Origin of the sequence: Paracoccus alcaliphilus (assembly GCF_028553725.1) — a bacterium.
Lineage (GTDB): Bacteria > Pseudomonadota > Alphaproteobacteria > Rhodobacterales > Rhodobacteraceae > Paracoccus > Paracoccus alcaliphilus.
Map to the genome: position 1 here is coordinate 137,002 of NZ_CP067126.1, position 19,503 is coordinate 156,504.

Sequence of the window (19,503 nt, forward strand, 5' to 3'; positions counted from 1 at the left end):
CCATCAGCGTTCGGGTGGCAGGCGGCGCGCGGCGGGTCTGGCATCGCTGCCCAGAATGGTCATGCGCGGCTCGAACACGCGGTCCATGACCATGTGGTTGCCCTGACTGTCCATCACGTCGATGGCGGCGTCCTCCAGATCAAAGACCGTGAAATCGGCCCTTGTTCCCGGTGCCAGCCCGTCCCTGCCCGAGAGACCAAGGACCGAGCGGGGCGCGTCGGTCGTGGCGTTTATGCAATCTTCGAAGCTCAGCCCCACGGCCAGCAGTTTCGAGACGGTGGTGGCCATGTCATAGACCGGCTTCGCCATCGAATGCTGATGCAGATCTGTCGAGATCGAGAAGGGGCGCAGCCCGTCCGCGATGGAATCCCGCGCGGTCTTGAAGTTGAACGACGCGCCGCCATGGCCGATATCCATCAGGATGCCGCGCGCCGCCATGTCCTGCGCCATCCGGAACAGGGCTTCGGTGTCGCGGATCGAACCCGCCGCCTTGCCGTTGAAGCAATGCGTGACGATATCGCCCGGCGTCAGCAGTTCGAATACCTCGTCGATCAGGGGGGGCGGTTCGCCGACATGGACCATCAGCGGCATGTTCACCATTTCCGCCACCCGCTTGGCGATCTTGGCGGGGGTGATGCCCCAGCTGCCGACGATGACGCCGGATGCGCGGACCTTGATGCCGCAGATCACGTCGCGGTTCGCCTCGATCACCGCCAGCGTGCGGTCGATGTCGATGGATCGCCAGTCGGACAGTTCCGGCACCCGGTTGCAGGCCACCAGCCCGATCGAGCCGATGTTGAGGAACGCCTTGATCGTCTCGCTGGCCGGGTCGATGACATATTCGCGCAGCCCGTGGAAACTGGCCTCGCCCGCCGATCCGGCATCGGCCATGGCGGTGACGCCGGTCGGACGGCCCGCCTCGGAGGCGCGGACCGAGATATCGGTGCCGCCATACCAGACATGAACATGCAGGTCGCACCAGCCGGGCGACAGCCAGGCGCCGTTCAGGTCCATCACCCGGGCCCCCTCGGACGGTGCCGCCGCGACATTGCCCGACGCATCGACGAAGATCTCGTCTGGCACGGCGTCGAAGCCCACGGCCTTGAAGTTCGTCAGTCTCAGCGGCACTTCAGGTCTCCTTGGCAAGTTTGGGGTCCAGCGCATCGCGCAGCCCGTCGCCGACGATTTGCAGCGACAGAACCGAAAGGGCGATGGCAAGGCCGGGAAAGAGGATCAGAAAGAAGGCGTTGTCGATATATTGCCGTCCCTCGTTGATCATGATCCCCCAGGTCGGGATCTTCGGATCGACGCCCACGCCAAGGAAGGACAGCCCGGCCTCGGCCAGCATGGCATAGGCAAAGATGAAGGTGGCCTGCACCATGATCGGCGACAGGATATTGCGCAGCACATGGGTGACCATGATCGTGGGCGTGCGGGTGCCAAGGGCGCGGGCGGCCTCGACATAGGGCAACTCTCGGATGACGAGGGTCGATGCCCGCACGATCCGGGCGATACGCGGGGCATAGACCACGGACAGCGCAAGGATCACGTTCACCATCGAGCCGCCGAAGATCGCCACCAGCGACAGCGCCAGCAGGATATCGGGAAAGGCCATCATCGCGTCGATCAGCCGTGACAGCGGCGTGTCGAGCCTGCGGAAAAATCCCGCGACCAGCCCGATCACCACCCCCGCCGCCGAGGACAGCAGCGCCACCCCCAGCCCGATGCCAAGCGATGTCTGTCCCGCGACCAGCAGGCGGCCCAGCACGTCGCGCCCGAATGCGTCGGCGCCCAGCATGTATTCGGCGCCGGGCGGTGTCAGGCGGTTTCTGACCGACATGCCGCCGATGCTGGTGACGCCAAGGGCAGGCAGCAGAAAACAGGTGGCGACGATCAGTAAAAACAGCATCAGCGCGACGACGACCGAGGGGCGCTGGAACAGCAGTTTGCGAAAACCGGGGGCCGCGAAGGCGGCAGGGGCGGGACCGGCCATCAGTATTTCACCCTCTTGTCAACGACCAGATAAAGAAGATCGGTGGCCAGGTTCACCAGCACATAAAGCGCCGCGACCACGATCAGCGTGCCCTGGATCACCGGATAATCCCGACGCAGCACCGCGTTCACCACCAGATTGCCCATGCCCGGCAGGTTGAAGACCCGCTCGGTCACGACCGCGCCCGAGACCAGCAGCGCGAAGGTCAGCCCGATCACGGTGATGATCGGAATGCCCGCGTTCTTCAGCGCGTGACGCAGGATCACGCGGCGCTCGGTCATGCCCTTGGCGCGGGCGGTGCGGACGTAATCCTCGCCAAGGATTTCCAGCATCGAGGCGCGGGTAAAGCGCAGGATCAGTGCCGAATTGGTGATCCCCAGCGTGATCGCGGGCAGGATCAGATGGCGCATCCGCTCGGTAAAGCTTGCGCCCGCGCCGCCATAGCCCGAGGCCGGGAACCAGCCCAGATCGGTGGCAAGGTAACGCTGAAAGACCAGCCCGGTCAGGAAACTGGGAACAGAGGCCGCCAGCATCGCCGAGGTGATCGACATCTGGTCCAGAAACGAGCCGCGCCGATAGGCGGCCCAGATACCGATGGGCGTCGCGATCACCAGCGCCACCAGCAGCGAAAACAGGGCCAGAAAGATCGTCGGCTCGGCCCGGCTGGCAAGGACCGTGGCGACCGGCTGGTTGAAGAACAGCGACTGGCCCAGATCACCGCGCAGGATATTGCCCAGAAAGGTCAGATATTGAACCGCAATGGGCTGATCCAGCCCCAGCCGGATGCGCAGGGCGGCAACCTCTGCCGGCGCGGCATCGGGTCCCAGCATCAGGGCCGCCGGATCGCCCGGCGCCAGTCGGACCAGCACGAAGGTGATGGTCAGCACCAGAAAGATGACGACGACCATGCCGATCAGGCGACGAAGAAGATAGCTGCGCATGGCAAGTCTCGATGCGTTGCGAAGGGTGGCGGCCCGGCCATCGGGGAAAGGGGCCGCACGCTTGCGCGGCCCGGCTTGCGTCCGGCGTTACTGGTCCTTCGATGCGTTCCAGAAGGTCGGCCAGGGCGAGGGCGTCACCCCCGTCAGCGACCGCGACTTGCCCTGAACTTCGTTGAAGTTGCCGATCTTGATCAGACCCACATCTTCATAAAGCTGTTGCTGCAACTCGGCATAGATGTCCTTGCGCGCATCGGGATCGGACTCGGCGGTAAACCGTTCGAGGATCGCTTCCTTTTCAGGATTGGCCCAGCCCTCGCGGGCGGTGGCGAACAGCGAAGAGGTCAGCGTCGGTTCCGGCAGGAACGGCGAATGGGTGATATAGATGTCCCACAGATCCGGGTTGTCGCGGTTCTGCGCCAGCGTCGCCCAGTCCACGACGTCCATCTGCACCGTGAAACCCGCCATTTCCAGCGCCATCTGGGCAACCTCTGCCATCTGGTAATGGAACTCGTATTGGCGCGAGGTCAGGATGCGCAGGGGCTGACCGTCATAGCCCGCCGCATCCAGATATTCGGCGGCCTTTTCGGGGTCGTTGATGTTGTAAAGCTCGATCCCCGCCTCGTTGTGCCACGGCCAGCCCTCGGGATAGAGCGCGCCATCGGTCTGGAAGAACTTCTCGTCCCCGAAGGCCGCAAACAGCATGTCGTCATAAGGAAGCGCGGCCTGCACCGCCCGGCGGATGTTCAGATCCGTCATCAGCCCCTTCTTGTGGTTCACCGCGAACAGGGGCCAGCCGAAGGCCTCCAGCAGGACCGGCTCGGCCACATCGGACGCCTCGATCCGCCCGAAGGCTTCGGTGGACAGGCTGTCGGCATAGTCGAACTGTCCCGACAGCAGCCCCTCGATCCGGGTGCTGGTATCGGGAACGGGGATGAAGCGGATTTCGTCGGGGGTCTGCGCCCGTTCGCCTGCGGCCTCGCCCGGCTGCGCATAGTCGTCAAAGCGGACCAGTTGCGTATATTGGTCGGGCTGATGCGCCTCCATCCGATAGGGGCCGGTGCCGATCGGGTCGGTGATCTGGGGGGCGATGATCTCTTCGGGATAGATCACCGCAGCCGAGTTGGAAAATGCCAGCAGCGTCGTCAGCGGCGCATAGGGCTCGCTGAGGGTGATGGTGATCTCGGCCGGGCCGGTGGCCTCGATACCGCTGATCCGGTCGGCGATGGCCATGCCCCGGCTTGCGACCTCTTGCCAGCGGTTCAGCGATGCCACCACGTCGGCGCTGTCCATCTGCGAGCCGTCATGGAAACTGACGCCCTCGCGCAGCGGGATGGTATAGGTCGTCCCGTCCTCGCTGATGGTCGGCATGTCCGAGGCCAGCAGCGGCACGACCTGCCAGCTTTCGTCGAAGGTATAGAGCGTTTCCATGAAATGCTGGGTGACGATGCTGACCACATCCTTGGTCGAGATCATCGGGTCGAACGTGTCGGGATCGCCGACAATGGCGACATCGACCTTGTTCTGTGCGGCAAGAGGTCCGGCGGCGCAAACTGCGAAAACAGCGGCACTGGCCAGACAGGTGGCGCGGAATGTCATCTGAGGCTCCCTGTATTCTTTTATAATGGTGTATAATCCTCTGTAACGAGTAAAGATGACGGCGCCCATAAGTGTCAACCATCATCCATAATTGGGGAATACGGGCGGCAATGCCTGCACGGAACGGGCGGCGATGAGCCTGCGGCAAATCATTGCGCCAGCCTCATCGGCAGCGGCGGTGTCAGGAATAGAACGCTGTCCGGCGGAGAAGGCGTCAGCGCAGATCCAGCGGCCAAAGCGCCGGCAAGGCCGCGTCGTCCCCGGCTGCGAGCGCATGCAGGATCCCCGACGAAGTGAAGAACACGCCGCCGATACCCGGCACGGTTAGATCGGCGTCCCGAGTGTTCATCGGTTTTTCCCGCTCAACATCATCCGATCACGCAATCCGGGGGCCTGCCCAACGATGCCATACCGAATGGTAAGCTTCTGATCCACGATATCGACTGCGACGGGAACGAGGGCCTTCAGGCGTGGATCTGGCCGCGCAGCACGGCATGGGCGCGATCAAGGAAGTCGATCTCTCCCATCTGCCCGCCCTTGAGCGCCATCGGCAGGCAGCGCCCGGACAGCTTGGCCTTCAGCACCGGAACGCCGGGGCAGATCATGCCCGCGAAATCCAGCCATGCCGGGGCCAGCCGCCCGACGATGGCGCTGGAGGTGTCGCCACCCGCCACGACCAGACCGCCGGGATGGCAGGTCCCGACCAGCCCGGCCACAAATCCTGCCGAGGCCTGCGCAAGATCCGCGGCAGAGACTGGCCCGGCAGGGTCGGCGGTCAGCAATGCGATGCAGTTCCGGCCCTTCGTCAGTTGTGCCGCGATCCGGCTCTGGACCTCGTCCAGCCGGGGGCCTCCGGCAAGCATGTCGGCCGGGGTGATCGGAAACCTGTCATAACCCTTTGCGGCGGCGATCTGCGCGGTGGTCAGCGATGATCGGCTGCCCGCAAAGGCAAGGATCGGGCGGCCACCGGCCATATCGCCGCTTGCAGCCGGGCCGGCTGGGCTGGCCGGAACGACGTCATGGGCGGCCAGCCAGGCCTCGGCCACCGAGGATGACCCGATCACCAGACAGCGGCTGTTGGCCGCCGCAAGGTCGCGTCCGGCAGCTTCGACATCGGCCTGACCAAGCGCGTCGTAATAGCGGGGAAAGCTGCTGCCGGCAGCGCCGGGGGGCACGAGCTCCAGCCCTTCCAGCCCCAGTTGCGCAAGGTGCCGCAGCATGTCGGCCTCCAGCATCGGGGTGACCGGGTGGACCGACATCACGGGGTGGCGGTCGATGCGGTGGGTTCTGCCATCCGGGCCACGCGCGAAAAGCGTTCCGAACACCGCATGACGACCCAGCGAGGGCTGCCCGCCGATGATGGCCAGATTGGCGATGCCGAGGGCGCGGGCCATGATCCGGGCCATCAGGATGAAATTGCCCGTCCGGGGGCTGCTGTCGAAGGTCGAGCAGATCTTGAGATGCAGGAAATCGGGCGCAAAATCCGCAAGGCCGCTGCCAAGACGGCTGGCCAGCGCCGTTATCCGCCCTTGTCCAAGCGCGCGCGCATCGGTTGCGATCCCCCAGGCATCCAGCCCCTCCAAATCGGCGGGACATGGCAGGTCGCGAAACAGCCGCGCCTTCAGCCCCGCCCGTGCCAATGTCGCCAGCGTATCGGACGCGCCGGTGAAGTCATCCGCCACAAATACATAGGCCACGATCTCAGCCCTTCGCGCCGAAACGGGTCATGGCCTGTGCGAGTTCGGCGTGAGTTCGCGCGTATTGCTCCAGCGGGATGCCCGCGACCACCGCCTCATGCGCCTGACGCAACGAGGCCAACCCCGCCGCCGGGCCGTCGGGATGCGCCATGATCCCGCCGCCCGACAGGAACATCAGATCGTCCGATCCGATCCGGGCCAGCGTATGCGGCAGCGTTCCCGCCCATTGACCGGATGAAAAGACCGGCATCACCCGGTCATCACCCGCCGCCATCGGCGTCAGACAATGGCGCGCGGCTTCGGTCACGTCCTCGTCAAGGTCGGAAAACTTGCCGCCCATGCCATGAACATGCAGATGGTCGATCCCGGCCAGCCGATACAGCGCCTGATAGGCCCGCACCCCCATCCCCAGCAGCGGATGCCGGCCCATGCCGCCAAAGCCGTTCCGGTGCCCGTGGATCGCCAGCGGCGAATGCCGGCGCAGCGTCTGCACCGCCGAAAGCCCCACCCAGTTCAGGGAAACCATCGCGCAGGTCCCTTCCTCGGCGGCCAGCAGATCGGCGTGGCGGCGCATCGCATCCGTTTCATCGGTGATGTTGAAGGCGACCATCACCAGTTTGCCGGTCCGGTCGCGATGACGGCGCACGCGGTCCATCACGGCGCGGATACGCGCATCCACCGGGGCATGGGGATGGGTGCCCGCGATTTCGTCATCCTTCACGAAATCGGCCCCCGCCTCGCACAGCCTTGCGACCAGATCGGCGATATCCTCGGGCGAGAGGCCGATATTCGGTTTGATGATCGTGCCGAACAGGGGCCGGTCAGGGACCGAACTCAGGGCGCGCGTGCCGTCGATCCCGACCTGCGGCAGCTCGTACCGGGCGCGATACCCGGGCGTCACCGCGACATCTATCAGCTTGAGGCCCGTAACCTCGCCCAGATCATAGAGGTTGCCCGCCACGACCGATGCCAGCGTGGGCAGGTTCACGCCGACATTGTCCTCGGGATAGTCGATCACGACACGGAAAACGCCACAGGGGCCGTTCAACCCCTTCCGCTCGACCCATGCCGAACGCAGCGTGGGGGTTTGCGAATGTCCAATCTGCCCGGTGCTGACGACCACGGCACCAAAGCGCGCGCGCAACTCGTCCGTTTCGCCATCGACGCGGACAAAGGTGCCCGCGCTTTGTTCCCCGGCCATCATCGCCGCGACATCGGCGATGGGGCAGGGCGTTTCCACGATATAGGTCGCACGAATCATGGGTCAGATCTTCGACAGGTCAGGAAAGGGGCGGACGCGATCCTGACCATCCCAGCCGTCGGCAGCGGCGCGGATCATGTCGAACATGCGGCCCTTTGGGCCCCTGACCTCGGACAGCTCGATGCAGGTGCCGGGATGGGCCTCGCGGTCGAAATAGGCGAAACGCCCGTCCTCGCCGACCTTGCCCGACATCTTCACGCGGAAGCCCCGTTCCTCCATGATCGCCAGATCGCGGTCATAATCCTCGCTCCAGCAGGCGGTGTGCTGCAACCCCCAGTTCCCGGCATCGGTGAATTCCTTGTAGCACGAGGGCACGGCATTGCGGCACTGGATCAGCTCGATCTGGATATAGCCCGAATTCGCCAGCGCGACGGAATTGTGCGGCTCATGGCTTTGGCCCTCGAAAATGTAATCCTCGATCGGCACGCGCGGGTTATAGAAGAAGGGACCGACCCCCATTACCTCGGACCAGTGTTGCATGGCCTTCTCGATATCGGGGACGACGAAGCCAAGCTGGCGGATCGGGCCAAGAAAGTGGCTCATGGGTTACTCCATCAGATAGTTGGGCAGCCAGGCGCTGAGGCCCGGAAACAGGGTGACCAGAACAAGCGCCACGAAAAGCGGCAGAAAGAAGGGCGCCACACCGCGCACGACCTCGCCGAAGGGCATCTTGGCCGCGATCGACATCATGTAGAGGCTCATGCCGACCGGAGGGGTCAGCAGGCCGATCATCAGGTTCAGCACCATGACCACGCCGATCTGTTCGGGCGGCGCCCCGGCCTGGATCAGCGCGGGCGTCACGATGGGGGCGATGATCAGAATGGCGGCGATGCTTTCGAGGAACATCCCCGCCACCAGCAGCACAAGGTTCAGGATCAGCAGCAGCACCAGCGGATTGTCCGAGATGCCAAGAAGCCATGCCCCCGCCCTTGCCGGGATCTGGTCCATGGTCAGCACCCATGCAAAGACCGCTGCCGCCGCCACGACAAAAAGGATGTTCGCGGTGGCCAGAACGGTGTCCCGGGTGGCCTCGACCAGCGCGCGAATGGTCAGGCTGCGATAGATCAGAAAACCGATCAGGATCGCATAGGCCACGGTGATCCCGGCGGCCTCGGTCGGGCCGAACATCCCCGACAGCAATCCCCCGATCAGCAGAACCGGCGTCAGCAGCGCGGGAAAAGAGATCACCGACAGTTTCACGAATGCCGGGAAGGTCGGCGAAACATCATCGCGCGGCAGGTTATGGCGACGGGCGATCAGCGCGATATACGCCATCAGCATGGCGGTGATGATGAAGGCGGGCAGGATACCGGCCAGCAGCAGCTTCACGGCGGAAACCTCGGCCGCGGTGGCAAAGATGATCAGCGGGATCGAGGGCGGGAAGATCGGACCGATGGTGGCCGCGGCAATCGACAGCCCTGCGGCAAAGCGACGGCTGTAACCCTGCGCCACCATCTCGCGGACCTGCATGGCGCCCATCGCGCCGATATCGGCCAGCGCGGCCCCCGACATCCCGGCAAAGACCAGCGACAGCAGCACGTTGACATGCGCCATGCCGCCGCGCACGCGCCCGACGACCATCCGCACCAGATCGAACATATGGCGGGTGACGCCGGTGGCGGTCAGCAACCCGGCGGCCAGAATGAACATCGGCACCGCCAGAAGGGGCGAGCTGTCGATCGAGTTGACGGCGCGTTGCAGCAGGACAGACAGCGGCAGGTCATGCCAGAAGATCGCAAAGCCCGCCGACAAACCCAGTGCGACGGCGATCGGGGCGCCGATGACCAGAAGGATGGCAAAGCCGATCAGAAGGGTCAGCGTCACGACGCGCTCCTTTCGGATTTGAGCAGCGACCGGATGCGCCACGCCGCCATGACGATCAGCAGCAGCAGGCTGGCCAGGATCGGGGCATAGAACCAGATGTTCTGCATCCCCAGTGCGGCGGTGCGAAAGCGCCATGCCCGAAACAGATAGAGGTATCCGCCCCAGATGCTCATCGCGGCGAAGGCGATGATCGAAAGCTCGGCCAGGATCAGGCACAGCTTTCTGGGCATTGCGGGCAGCAGGTTGACGAAGACATCAACCGCGACATGCTGCCCCTTCAGCGCAAGAACCGGCGCGGTCAGATAGACGCAGAGAACCCCGGCCAGCCGCGATATCTCTTCGGCACGGGGCAGACCCATGTTCCAGATATTGCGCGCCGCGATTTGCGCGACGATCAACGCGACGATCAGCAGCATCAGGCCGGTGGCCACGGTCAGAAGGGCGGTCGAGATCCATTCCAGCGCCCGGGGGGCGGGCGCTGGTTCGGGCGGGGTGATGATATCGGACATCTCAGGAAATCGCGGCGACTTCGGCGTAGAATTCACCATACTGGCTGTCGAACTCGCCCGCGATCCGGGTTTTCACGCTGTCCCGGAAGGCATCAAGGTCCAGCCCGGCGGCTTCGTCCACAATGGTCATGCCGCGTTCGCGCAACGCCTCCAGATCGGTGGCTTCGGATGCCTGCATCTCGGTCGAGGCACGGGCGCGCGTCTCGGACGAGGCTTCGGCGATGGCCTGCTGATGCGCCTCGGGCAGACCCTGCCAGACATCGTCATTCATCATCACCATCTGCGCAGCCGAGGTATGGCCGGTCAGGATCAGATGCGACTGCACATCCGCCAGATTGGCGGTCAGGATCACATTGAGCGGATTTTCCTGTCCCTGCACGACGCCGGTGGCCAGCGCGGTCGGCACCTCGGACCAGTCCACGGGCACCGGCACGGCGCCCAGCCCCTCGACGGTCGCCATATAGATCGGGAAGGGAATGGCGCGGATCCTCTGGCCCGCAAGATCCCCGGGTTTGAGGGTCGCCTGATTGGTGGTCAGGTGTCGGGTCCCGAAATAGAAACCATAAATCACCCGGGTTCCGGATGCGGCGATCAGCCCGTCGTTCAGCGACTGCATGACCGGGCCGCCGGCATCGGTCACCGCCAGCAGGTGATCGATATCGCGATAGAGATAGGGCGTATCAAATGCGGCAAAGGGCGCATAAAGCGAACCGATCGCCCCCGCGGTATTGTGCGAGAATGCGATCGAGCCGGTCGAGACCGCTTCGGCCAGTTCCTGAAGTTTTCCCAACTGCGAGTTGGGGAATATCTGGATATTGATCTCGCCGCCGGTCTTCTCGGCTACCGCTTCGGCAAACCATTCCGCCTGCGCACCTGCGATGGAATTCGGCGTGTGCATATGGCCATAACGCAGGGTCGTTGCCGCCGCTGCGCCCTTGCCCAGATATGGTGTTGCCAGCACGGCGCCACCGGCGATCAACAGACCCCGCCGCGAAATGCGGATCGAATTCGTCATCTTCCCCTCCCGAAAGCAGATTCTGCGACGAGGCTTTCGAACGCCGCGCATTGACGAAAACATTATGGGAAGTGCATAGAGCCAACAACGACAGTTTTTTGAGGGGTTTTGATGGATCGCGCGCCACCCAACCGTGCCGGTATCCGCGAGATCGCCCGCGCGGCCGGGGTGTCCGAGGCGACGGTGGACCGGGTGCTGCATGGCCGCCCGAATGTCCGGCGCGCCACCGCCGAACGTGTTCTGGCCGCCGCCGCCGAATGTCGCTATCTGCCCGATGCAGAGTTGGCGCGGCTGGCGCGTCGCGATCGGCTGCGGCTGGTCGTGGTGCTGCCGGGGGGTGCGAATTCCTATATCCGGGGGCTGAACGACGACCTGCGGATCTGGTCGCAATCGCGCGATCGCGGCGCGCGGATCCAGAGTTTTCTTGTCGATTCGATGGCGCCCGATGACATGGTGCGTTGCCTGCGGCGTCTGGGGCGCAAGGCGGATGCGGTGGCTTTCTTTGGCGTGGATCATCCGCTGGTCCGTGACGAGGCCAATGCGCTGGTCGATGCCGGCAAGACGGTGATGACGCTGATCAGCGACGTGACCGGCTGCCGGCGGCAGGCCTATATCGGCATCGACAATCTGGCGGCCGGGCGCACGGCGGCCTTCCTGATGGCCCGCGCCGCGCCGCCCGAAGGTGGCAAGATCGCCCTTGTTGCCGCGACGCGTCATTACCGGGCCCATGTGGAACGCGAACTTGGATTTCAGCAGCTGATCGGGCGGGATTGGCCATGCCTCGGCTTTGCGGGCACGGTCGAAGGGCAGGACGATCCGCAGATCAATGCGCGGCTGACGGCGGAATTGCTGGACAGAACGCCGGATCTGATCGGGATCTATAATGTCGGCGGCGCGTCAGAGGGGATCGGGGCGGAACTGCGCCGTCGCGGACGCGCGGGTCAGGTCCAGCTGATCGGCCACGGCCTCAGCCCCGGCACGCGGCAATTGCTGGCCGAAGGGGTGATGAGCGCGGTTCTGACCCAGCGCAGCCGATCCCTGATGGAGGTGATGGTGGATCAGCTTCATGCAGTGGCGGCCCCGTCTTTTCTGCCGTTGCAGTTCATCTTTCCGACGAATCTGCCGTGACTGGCCATCGACCGTGACGCCGGATGGGGCCGGCCAGTGGCGAAACGGTTGCGCGCTCTCAGACCCGTCCGGCGCGAGGACAGAGACAGCAATGCGCCAAAGCGCTTGTTTCATCCATAAATTTACGCGACCTTACCGGCAAATGCCAAATCACCTGGGATATGTCGGCCTGCGAGGGGGCAGGTCATGTTTCCCGCGCCACGATTGTCAAGGAGCGAGAGATGAACCCCTATTCGGCCCTTCCTGCATCCGCGTTCTGGCGAAGTGCTGTCGCCGAGCCGGCTCGGCATGACATCGCGGGGTTGTGGCAGCCCAAATTCCTGATCGAGCGGACCGACAACGTCGTGACCTATGGTTCCTGCTTCGCGCAGCATATCGGGCGCGCGTTGAAGGCGCGGAAATACCGCTGGCTCAGCACCGAAAACCCGCCCGAGGATGTGTCCGACGAGACGGCAAGCGAATACAACTATCGGGTCTTTTCCAGCCGGACGGCGAATATCTATACCGCGACGCTGTTGCTGCAATGGGCGCGCTGGTCGTTTGGCAAGGCCGAAGCCCCTGACGAGGTGTGGCTGGATGCGGGCCGCGCCGTCGATCCGTTCCGCCCCCGGATCGAACCCGACGGCTTTGCCTCGGCCGACGAGATGCGCAGGATGCGCGGCGTGACCCTGCGCGCGTTCCGCAAAAGCGTTCTGGAGGCGCGGTATTTCGTGTTTACGCTTGGCCTGACCGAAAGGTGGATCAATGGACAGGGCGGTTATGAATATCCCATGTGCCCGGGCACGGCTGGCGGACGTTTCGACCCGGAAAAGCACCAGTTCGAGAATCTTGACTACAACAGGATCGTCACGGCGCTTGAAGAGGCGTTTGACATCTTTCGCGCTGCCAATCCGGGCTTGCGGTTCATCCTGACCGTCTCTCCGGTTCCGCTGACCGCCACGGCCTCGGGGCAGCATGTCCTGACGGCGACGACGCAGTCAAAATCCGTGCTGCGTGCCGTTGCAGGACATTTCGCGGATCGCTGCGATGATGTGGATTACTTTCCGTCCTATGAAATCATCACCAGCCCGGTCTTCCGCGGAGCCTTCTTCGAGCCCAACCTGCGCAGCGTAAAGCCAAAGGGCGTCGATTTCGTCATGAACAGCTTTTTCCGGGACATGGCCACAAAGTTCGGAACGGGCGAAGCAGAAGCTGCCCCGAGGCGGCAGTCCCGGCCTAAGCGGCAGCCCTTGGCGGATAGTGCCGACGATCTGGTCTGCGAAGAGCAACTTCTGGCCGCATTCGGAGACCGGAAATGATACGCTTGTGTGTGCTTTCGAACAGCCATTCCGCCGCCTTGAAACTTGCCTGGGACGAGATGTCCGCAGATCACCCCGATATCGCCCTGACGTTTTTCGCAGCACGCGGCGGGCGGATCGGCAAGTTGCAGGTCCGTGGTGACGAGCTTGTTCCTCTGGACGACATCCTGGCGGATCAGATTGCCCTGACGTCCGGCGGGAAACGGTCCGTCCGCCCGAATGATTACGATGCCTTCCTGGTTTACGGCTATGGCAAGGCACAGTTGAAGGGCGGTGGTGCGGCGCGGTTCAGTTCGGCCTTCGCAGATCGGGTCACGATTGAGCGCGCGCGCAAACGCCTATTGTCGGAGCGTCTTCTGATCCGGCTGCGGAAAATCACCGACAAGCCGGTTTTTATTTGTCCTTGCCCCTTGCCGACGCAGCAGGATGGCAAGTCCGCGCCGCGACTGAAGGATTACCATGACGAAATGGACCTGCTTCAGCGGGTTGTCTTTTCGCCGCTGTCCGCAACGCTGGTGCCACAACCGGCAGAGACGATCCTTGATGGCTCGGCGACCCGCCCGGAATATGGCGAGGGATCTGTAAGGCTGCGCGTACCCGGAGAGGGTCTGGCCGCGCATGACAGTGGCGAACGCCTGCATATGAACAAGGAATATGGCAGGGTATGGTTGACGCATTTTCTGCCGCTGCTGACGACGATCAAGGACAAGTACCTGTTGTCGGCACGATAGGTTTCTTCGACCCCGGCACATATCCGGCCGTCGCCTATTCGCGCGACGGTCCCTGTGATGGTCAAAGACTGACGGCGCTGCGAAGCCGCGCCAGCGCGTCGGGATCGAAGGCGACCAGATCGGTCACATCCTCCACCCCGGCAACATCGCGCATCAGATCGGCAGGCACGCCGTGATCCTTGCGCAGATCGACACCGTATTTTCGGTTCAGCCATGTCAGGATGGGCGTGTCCTGATCCATCCACTGGGCAAATTCAGGCCGCAGTCTGGGTCGTGTATAGCAGCCGGGATGGGCGGCCTCTTCGGCTGCAATGGCGCGGAGCAGGCGATTGGTGTCCTTGGTAAATACATTGGACGCATCTGCATGATGGCGGCGGCGATAGTCCTGGATCAGCACCATGCCCTCGGCGCAGATACTGATATTGGCCTCACCGGCGGCGCGGCGGAACCGGGTTCTGTCGATACCGCAATATGCGCAGAAATCCGCGACGATATCGCCGTCCGTCAGCGTGTCGCGTGCGAATTTGCGGGCATGGACCGGCGCAATCAGCGCCAGATCCTTCAGACGTTTCAGGCGGCCATGACCGGGTGGAGGCAGCTTGTGGCTGGCCTTCAGCTTTTGCTGGACCAGCGAGATGAAATGTTCCGAAGGGGTGCGCAGATAGGCGACGAATTCGATTTGTGCCTCGGTGCCGAACAACTCGCCGATCAGGCCCGGCAATTGGCCAAGATCGGGTGCGGCAAAGAAGAACTCGCTGGACAGAACAAGTGTCGTATCGGGGTTCCGGGCCGCTTCGGCGGCGACGGCGCGCCAATGATCCATCCCGACCTGGCGTGCCTGCTGATAGTCCTTCCCAAGATGCCCGACCATCGATCGCTGAACACCGCGCGCGAATGGAACGGTCAGCACCCCGTGATTGTTGCCGAATTTTGGCTTGGGATAAAGAAAGCCCTGTCGAAGCAGAGGCCTGCGGTTGCGTATCAGCGCCCTTTGCAGGGCCGTCGTGCCGGTCTTGGGTTGACCGATATGAATGATGATCTTTCTCACGATTCGCGCAACTCTTTTGCCTTGCGTCTGCGGTATCGTTGCGGCGTTCCCCGGTCAATATCGCGACAGTTCCATGCGAGCGATATCATCACGCAGCCGCAGCCGCGCCACATGGTCTTGATATCGGGCGCCCAGATCATCAATCTCATCCTGATCAAATGGCTGATATGATGGGAATTTTTTTCCCTTCCGATAACGAGATATGGCCGAAAATACATCCTTTCTCGTCACCGGTCCGGATTTGCTCAACTCAAAGAGGGATTCAACGGCGGCATGCGAAAATCCCGGCCTTGAAATCTTCTCGGGAATAACGAACGACGATTCAGCCACGCCGGTTATCTGCGACAGAAGCCGGGCTTCGTTGCCGCGCAGATCCTCATAGAAATAAACATATATCCGGGAATTGGGGAATGCCTGGCGCAACTGGTCGAGCACATCGTTCCAGTCAATACGATGCCGCCCTGCCCGATAGAACTGATCGAACGGTCGATAGGGCGTGGATTTCAGCGCCTCGCAATAAAGCGACGGCAGGAATCCCACATAATTCCGCACCCCGAAATAGATATCGGGATCATGCAATCCGAAATGGGCGCAGACCTTGCGGCTTCGCGCGGCAATATCGGGATACAATCCCTTCGCACTCAGCGCGTGTTGAACAAGGCCGGGGATATTTTCGTCAAAGATCAGATTCAGATCGTCATCGGGCTCCGGGGCCCGACCAAAACCACGCCCATAGAGCAATGGGCGCGTGTATTTGGCCCGGAATTCGTCCAGATCCATGTACCGCAGCCCATGACGAACCAGCGCCTCTTGCGACAGCATCAGCGCCTTTTGCAGGAATGTCGTTCCGGTCTTGTGGGCACCCAGCCACAGGATCGGCTTGCGCGCTTGTGGCTGGCTCATTGGTCACCTTCTCGACGCGGCGAATCCTGACGCGCGGCCCGTACCTCTGCCCGCAGATTGCGAATATCGCGTTGCAGGATGGACAGGGCGGCGATCAGATCCTCATTCGTCACGCGATGCTTATCCTGAACCTCCCGGCGGCCGACGCGGATCGGACCGATACCGGTTCTGGCAGAAAGATAGCGCCCGACCATGCGCATCGTCTCGCGGACGCCGGAATATTTAAGGTGATAGAGGCCACGCGAAACAAGTGTGCCGGGGCGGTGCGGTCCTGCATTTTGGCCACCACGCTGCGATTGCGCGTTCACGATCCGGGTGAAATCCGCGAAATCATTTGCCCTCAGCGCCTTGAGCATCAGGAAGGTGCGGCCCCGGCCATTTCTGCCGCCGAAATCCTCGATGGCGTCCTGATCATACTGGTCGATCACCGGGCGCAGCGCGTCATAAAGCTCTCGGATCAGCGGTCCTTCGGCGCGCTGGCTGACCCATGACAGCTGGTTCGCCGTCCAGGCCAGAAGGTCCTTGCCATAGTTATCCTCTTGGTCGTTATGGCGCAGCCAATCGCGGATGTTGTCGTGATGTTTGAATATCTTCAACAACTTGCTGTCCACGGTTGCCATGGTCTGTCCCACCCGCGCCACGCGGTGCTGACACAGCTTTTCAGGGATCAGGACGATGCGCTGCCCGCCAAGGATCGAGGCCCAGTGGAAGGGATTGTCCTCGAAAAAGTAATCGCCGACCGGAAAGCGCAGATTGATCCGCTCGACCAGATCGCGGCGATAGATCTTGCGCCACGGAACCGAGACGAAGCGCAACATCGCCCGCCGCGTCGTGTCGTCAAGTTCAAGCGCGGTTTCCTGCGGATAGGCGCGCCAGCGGTCGATATCGGCCGGATCCGACAGTTGTCCGGTCGAGACGTCCAACAACTGATATCCGCACATGGCCAGGTCGGCGGAATGTGCCACCGCGGCATCGTAAAGCCGTCCGAACATCTGCGGATCATAGATGTCGTCGCCATCCGCAAAGCCGATGAAATCGCCGGTCGCGGCATCCATCCCGGCATTCGCCGCCGTTGCCACGCCGCCGATGGTGTTTGTCTCGAACAGGATCGGTTTGATGCGCGCGTCCTTTTGCGCATATTCGCGGATGATATCCGCTGTGCCATCGGTCGAGCCATCATCGACGACGATGATCTCGATATCCTGCAAGGTCTGGGCAAGAACACAGTCCAGACTTTGCCGGATATAGGCGTCGATATTATAGGCGGTGACGATGATCGACATCTTGGGCATGACGGGAATCTTTCTCAGCGGGTCAGATGATTGACAAGCGAATCGGCAAGGTCCGCCGCATGCTTGGTCCGCATCCGCGTCAGATCACCAAGATCAAGCCGTCCCAGAAGATCCGCATAGCGTGCCTCGAATTGCAGGTGCAATGCAGGATCAAGTCGCGGGCGCGCCCAACGCACCAGACGATTGGCCAGCGCCCAGAAATGATGCGCGTACCGGCGGCGCAGATCGGGACGGCCTTCCAGAAAATCGTAGGTTTCCTCCAGCGCATCGAACATCGTCAGGCGCTCGGCGCCAAACGCGTTGGTCAGGTTGTTGCCCTGCGGATGCACGATATGGGTGCAGTTGACCGCCCGGCAAACCATGATGGACCGGGCCAGAAGCAGGCTGTGCCAATGGCCAAGGATGTCGTTGTTCACCTTGGTGCTGCCGAACCGCATCCCCGCGCGCTTGTAGTGACCGGTGCGCAGCAGCTTGTTCCAGGGATAGTTGGTGAAGCCCAGCAGCCGGGCCATGTTCTCGACCGAGCCGATCGTCATCCGCCCGCCCTGCAACAACTGTTCAAGGATCTTCTGATCCTCATAGCCCATGTCGGTGAAACTTGCCGTCTCTTCGCGCTCATAGCGGTAGGCGAAGACCGCCACATCGACCTCGGGATCGGCATCCATGTCACTGATCGCCTCGGCCAGCACCTCGCCATGCAGCGTGTCGTCGGCGTCGAAAAAGATCGTATAGCGCCCCGAGGCATGCGGCCAGGCGTCGTTGCGGGCGTGACCCGCCCCGCGGTTCTCCGTCCGCTCGATGATTTCGAGGCCGGGATGGCGCTGTGCCAGATCGCGCAGGACTGCGACGCTGTCATCCGACGATGCGTCGTCAAGGCAGATCATCTGACAACGCAGCCCGGAATCTTCCAGCGCGAAAACCTGCCCGACCAGTTCTGGCAAGTGATCTTCGGCGTTATGGACGGGCACGATCACGCTGAGATCAGGGCCATCCTTCCGGGCAGCAGCCGCGTTCATACAGAGCTCCTCTATGGGCATCGGGCTTCGCTTATGGTCTCAATCGACACCAAACAGGTCGCGAGTATAGACTTTGTCGGCGACGTCAACCAGTGCGTCGGCGCGGCGGTTGGCAATGATCAGGTCGGCCTCGACCTTGAAGGCGTCCAGATCGCGCAGCACCCGGCTGTTGAAAAACAGGTCCTCCTGCAACATCGGCTCATAGACGATCACCTCGATGCCCTTGGCCTTGATCCGCTTCATGATCCCCTGAATGGAACTGTCCCGGAAATTGTCCGACCCGGCCTTCATCACCAGTCGGTACACGCCCACCACCGAGGGCTTTCGCGACAGGATCTGCTCGGCGATGAAGTCCTTGCGGGTGGTGTTCGACTGCACGATGGCCGAGATCAGGTTTTGCGGCACATCCTCGTAATTGGCCAGCAATTGCCTGGTGTCCTTGGGCAGGCAATAGCCGCCATAGCCGAAACTGGGATTGTTGTAGTGATCCCCGATCCGCGGGTCCAGGCCGACGCCGTCGATGATCTCGCGGGTGTTCAGATCATTGCGCAGGGCATAGGTGTCCAGTTCGTTGAAATAGGCCACCCGCAGCGCCAGATAGGTGTTGGAAAACAGCTTGATCGCCTCGGCCTCGACCGGGCCGGTCAGCAGCACGGGCATGTCCTTGCGGATCGCCCCCTCGACCATCAGATCGGCAAATCTCCGCGCAGCGGGGCTGTGATCGCCGACCACGATCCGCGAGGGATAGAGGTTGTCATGAAGTGCGCGCCCCTCGCGCAGGAACTCGGGCGAGAAGATGATGCCGTCATACCCCGTCTCGGCCCGCATCCGGGTCACAAAGCCGACCGGCACGGTGGATTTGACAACGATGGTGGCTTCGGGGGCAAGGCGGCGGGCATCGCCGATCACTGCCTCGACCGTCGAGGTGTCGAAACGGTTGCTGCTGGGATTATAATTCGTGGGCGTGGCGATAACGACGAATTCCGCCCCGGCCAAAGCCGTCGCGGGGTCGGTCGTGGCCGTCAGGATCAGATCCTTCCCCGCCAGAAACTCCGAGATCTCGGTATCCTCGATGGGCGATGTCCGGGCATTGACCTGCGTCGCCCTGTGCGCATCGATGTCCAGCGCCCGCACCTCGTGCGACTGCGCCAGCAAGACCGCATTCGACAGCCCGACATAGCCAAGCCCTGCAACCGCGATGATCGTCATGTAAGCTCCTGCTCGAAATGGGGTCGCGTCGATAGCCCCTGA

Annotated in this window: 19 protein-coding genes; 3 read left to right on the forward strand and 16 right to left on the reverse strand. The window is 62.7% G+C overall.

Features of this window, described 5'->3' with window-relative positions; translation table 11 throughout:
* Positions 1-3: 3 nt before the first annotated feature.
* The 11 genes from JHW40_RS20995 to JHW40_RS21045 form a co-directional block, all read right to left on the reverse strand.
* Positions 4-1,128, reverse strand: a complete 1,125-nt coding sequence (locus tag JHW40_RS20995; RefSeq protein ID WP_090611416.1) for an amidohydrolase/deacetylase family metallohydrolase — start codon at positions 1,126-1,128, stop codon at positions 4-6.
* Position 1,129: 1 nt separating this feature from the next.
* Positions 1,130-1,993, reverse strand: coding sequence for an ABC transporter permease (locus JHW40_RS21000; protein ID WP_090611417.1), 864 nt, complete (start codon positions 1,991-1,993; stop codon positions 1,130-1,132).
* A complete protein-coding gene (locus JHW40_RS21005) occupies positions 1,993-2,934 on the reverse strand; it encodes an ABC transporter permease (RefSeq protein ID WP_090611418.1) in 942 nt (313 codons plus the stop codon). The genes JHW40_RS21000 and JHW40_RS21005 overlap by 1 nt, the downstream gene beginning before the upstream one ends.
* A gap of 87 nt (positions 2,935-3,021) precedes the next feature.
* The gene (locus JHW40_RS21010) at positions 3,022-4,530 is read right to left on the reverse strand and encodes an ABC transporter substrate-binding protein (RefSeq protein ID WP_090611419.1); all 1,509 of its coding nucleotides are present in this window, start codon (positions 4,528-4,530) and stop codon (positions 3,022-3,024) included.
* A gap of 214 nt (positions 4,531-4,744) precedes the next feature.
* Positions 4,745-4,879, reverse strand: coding sequence for a hypothetical protein (locus tag JHW40_RS21015; protein ID WP_272849133.1), 135 nt, complete (start codon positions 4,877-4,879; stop codon positions 4,745-4,747).
* Positions 4,880-4,994: 115 nt separating this feature from the next.
* Positions 4,995-6,227, reverse strand: coding sequence for a four-carbon acid sugar kinase family protein (locus JHW40_RS21020; RefSeq protein ID WP_090611420.1), 1,233 nt, complete (start codon positions 6,225-6,227; stop codon positions 4,995-4,997).
* Between the two features lie 4 nt (positions 6,228-6,231).
* On the reverse strand, positions 6,232-7,488 hold the full coding sequence (locus JHW40_RS21025) for a RuBisCO large subunit C-terminal-like domain-containing protein (protein ID WP_090611421.1): 1,257 nt from the start codon (positions 7,486-7,488) through the stop codon (positions 6,232-6,234).
* Between the two features lie 3 nt (positions 7,489-7,491).
* Entirely contained in the window at positions 7,492-8,031 is a 540-nt protein-coding gene (locus tag JHW40_RS21030; protein WP_090611422.1) for a VOC family protein, read from the reverse strand.
* A 3-nt stretch (positions 8,032-8,034) separates the two neighbouring features.
* Complete coding sequence (locus JHW40_RS21035) at positions 8,035-9,312, reverse strand: TRAP transporter large permease (RefSeq protein ID WP_090611423.1); 1,278 nt, start codon at positions 9,310-9,312, stop codon at positions 8,035-8,037.
* Positions 9,309-9,821, reverse strand: coding sequence for a TRAP transporter small permease (locus tag JHW40_RS21040; RefSeq protein ID WP_090611424.1), 513 nt, complete (start codon positions 9,819-9,821; stop codon positions 9,309-9,311). Before JHW40_RS21040 ends, JHW40_RS21035 begins: the two co-directional genes overlap by 4 nt.
* 1 nt (position 9,822) lies before the next feature.
* Positions 9,823-10,836, reverse strand: a complete 1,014-nt coding sequence (locus JHW40_RS21045; RefSeq protein WP_090611425.1) for a TRAP transporter substrate-binding protein — start codon at positions 10,834-10,836, stop codon at positions 9,823-9,825.
* Between the two features lie 111 nt (positions 10,837-10,947).
* Here JHW40_RS21045 and JHW40_RS21050 point away from each other — a divergent pair, with 111 nt between their 5' ends.
* From JHW40_RS21050 to JHW40_RS21060, 3 genes are read left to right on the forward strand one after another with little or no spacing between them, the layout of a single operon-like run.
* Positions 10,948-11,964, forward strand: coding sequence for a LacI family DNA-binding transcriptional regulator (locus JHW40_RS21050; protein ID WP_090611426.1), 1,017 nt, complete (start codon positions 10,948-10,950; stop codon positions 11,962-11,964).
* 23 nt (positions 11,965-11,987) lie between these two features.
* Complete coding sequence (locus tag JHW40_RS21055; protein WP_272849134.1) at positions 11,988-13,262, forward strand: GSCFA domain-containing protein; 1,275 nt, start codon at positions 11,988-11,990, stop codon at positions 13,260-13,262.
* Positions 13,259-13,993 (forward strand): hypothetical protein, encoded by a 735-nt coding sequence (locus JHW40_RS21060; protein WP_139208142.1) that lies wholly within the window; start codon positions 13,259-13,261, stop codon positions 13,991-13,993. The genes JHW40_RS21055 and JHW40_RS21060 overlap by 4 nt, the downstream gene beginning before the upstream one ends.
* 61 nt (positions 13,994-14,054) lie before the next feature.
* Here the strand turns inward: JHW40_RS21060 and JHW40_RS21065 are convergent, their stop codons facing one another.
* The 5 genes from JHW40_RS21065 to JHW40_RS21085 are packed head-to-tail and all read right to left on the reverse strand — an operon-like array spanning position 14,055 to position 19,461.
* The gene (locus JHW40_RS21065) at positions 14,055-15,041 is read right to left on the reverse strand and encodes a hypothetical protein (protein WP_090611429.1); all 987 of its coding nucleotides are present in this window, start codon (positions 15,039-15,041) and stop codon (positions 14,055-14,057) included.
* Between the two features lie 54 nt (positions 15,042-15,095).
* Entirely contained in the window at positions 15,096-15,944 is an 849-nt protein-coding gene (locus JHW40_RS21070) for a hypothetical protein (protein WP_090611430.1), read from the reverse strand.
* Entirely contained in the window at positions 15,941-17,236 is a 1,296-nt protein-coding gene (locus tag JHW40_RS21075) for a glycosyltransferase family 2 protein (protein ID WP_090611431.1), read from the reverse strand. The genes JHW40_RS21070 and JHW40_RS21075 overlap by 4 nt, the downstream gene beginning before the upstream one ends.
* Positions 17,237-17,250: 14 nt before the next feature.
* The gene (locus JHW40_RS21080) at positions 17,251-18,252 is read right to left on the reverse strand and encodes a glycosyltransferase family 2 protein (RefSeq protein ID WP_170851786.1); all 1,002 of its coding nucleotides are present in this window, start codon (positions 18,250-18,252) and stop codon (positions 17,251-17,253) included.
* Positions 18,253-18,291: 39 nt separating this feature from the next.
* Positions 18,292-19,461, reverse strand: a complete 1,170-nt coding sequence (locus tag JHW40_RS21085; protein WP_090611433.1) for a nucleotide sugar dehydrogenase — start codon at positions 19,459-19,461, stop codon at positions 18,292-18,294.
* Between the last annotated feature and the right edge of the window lie 42 nt (positions 19,462-19,503).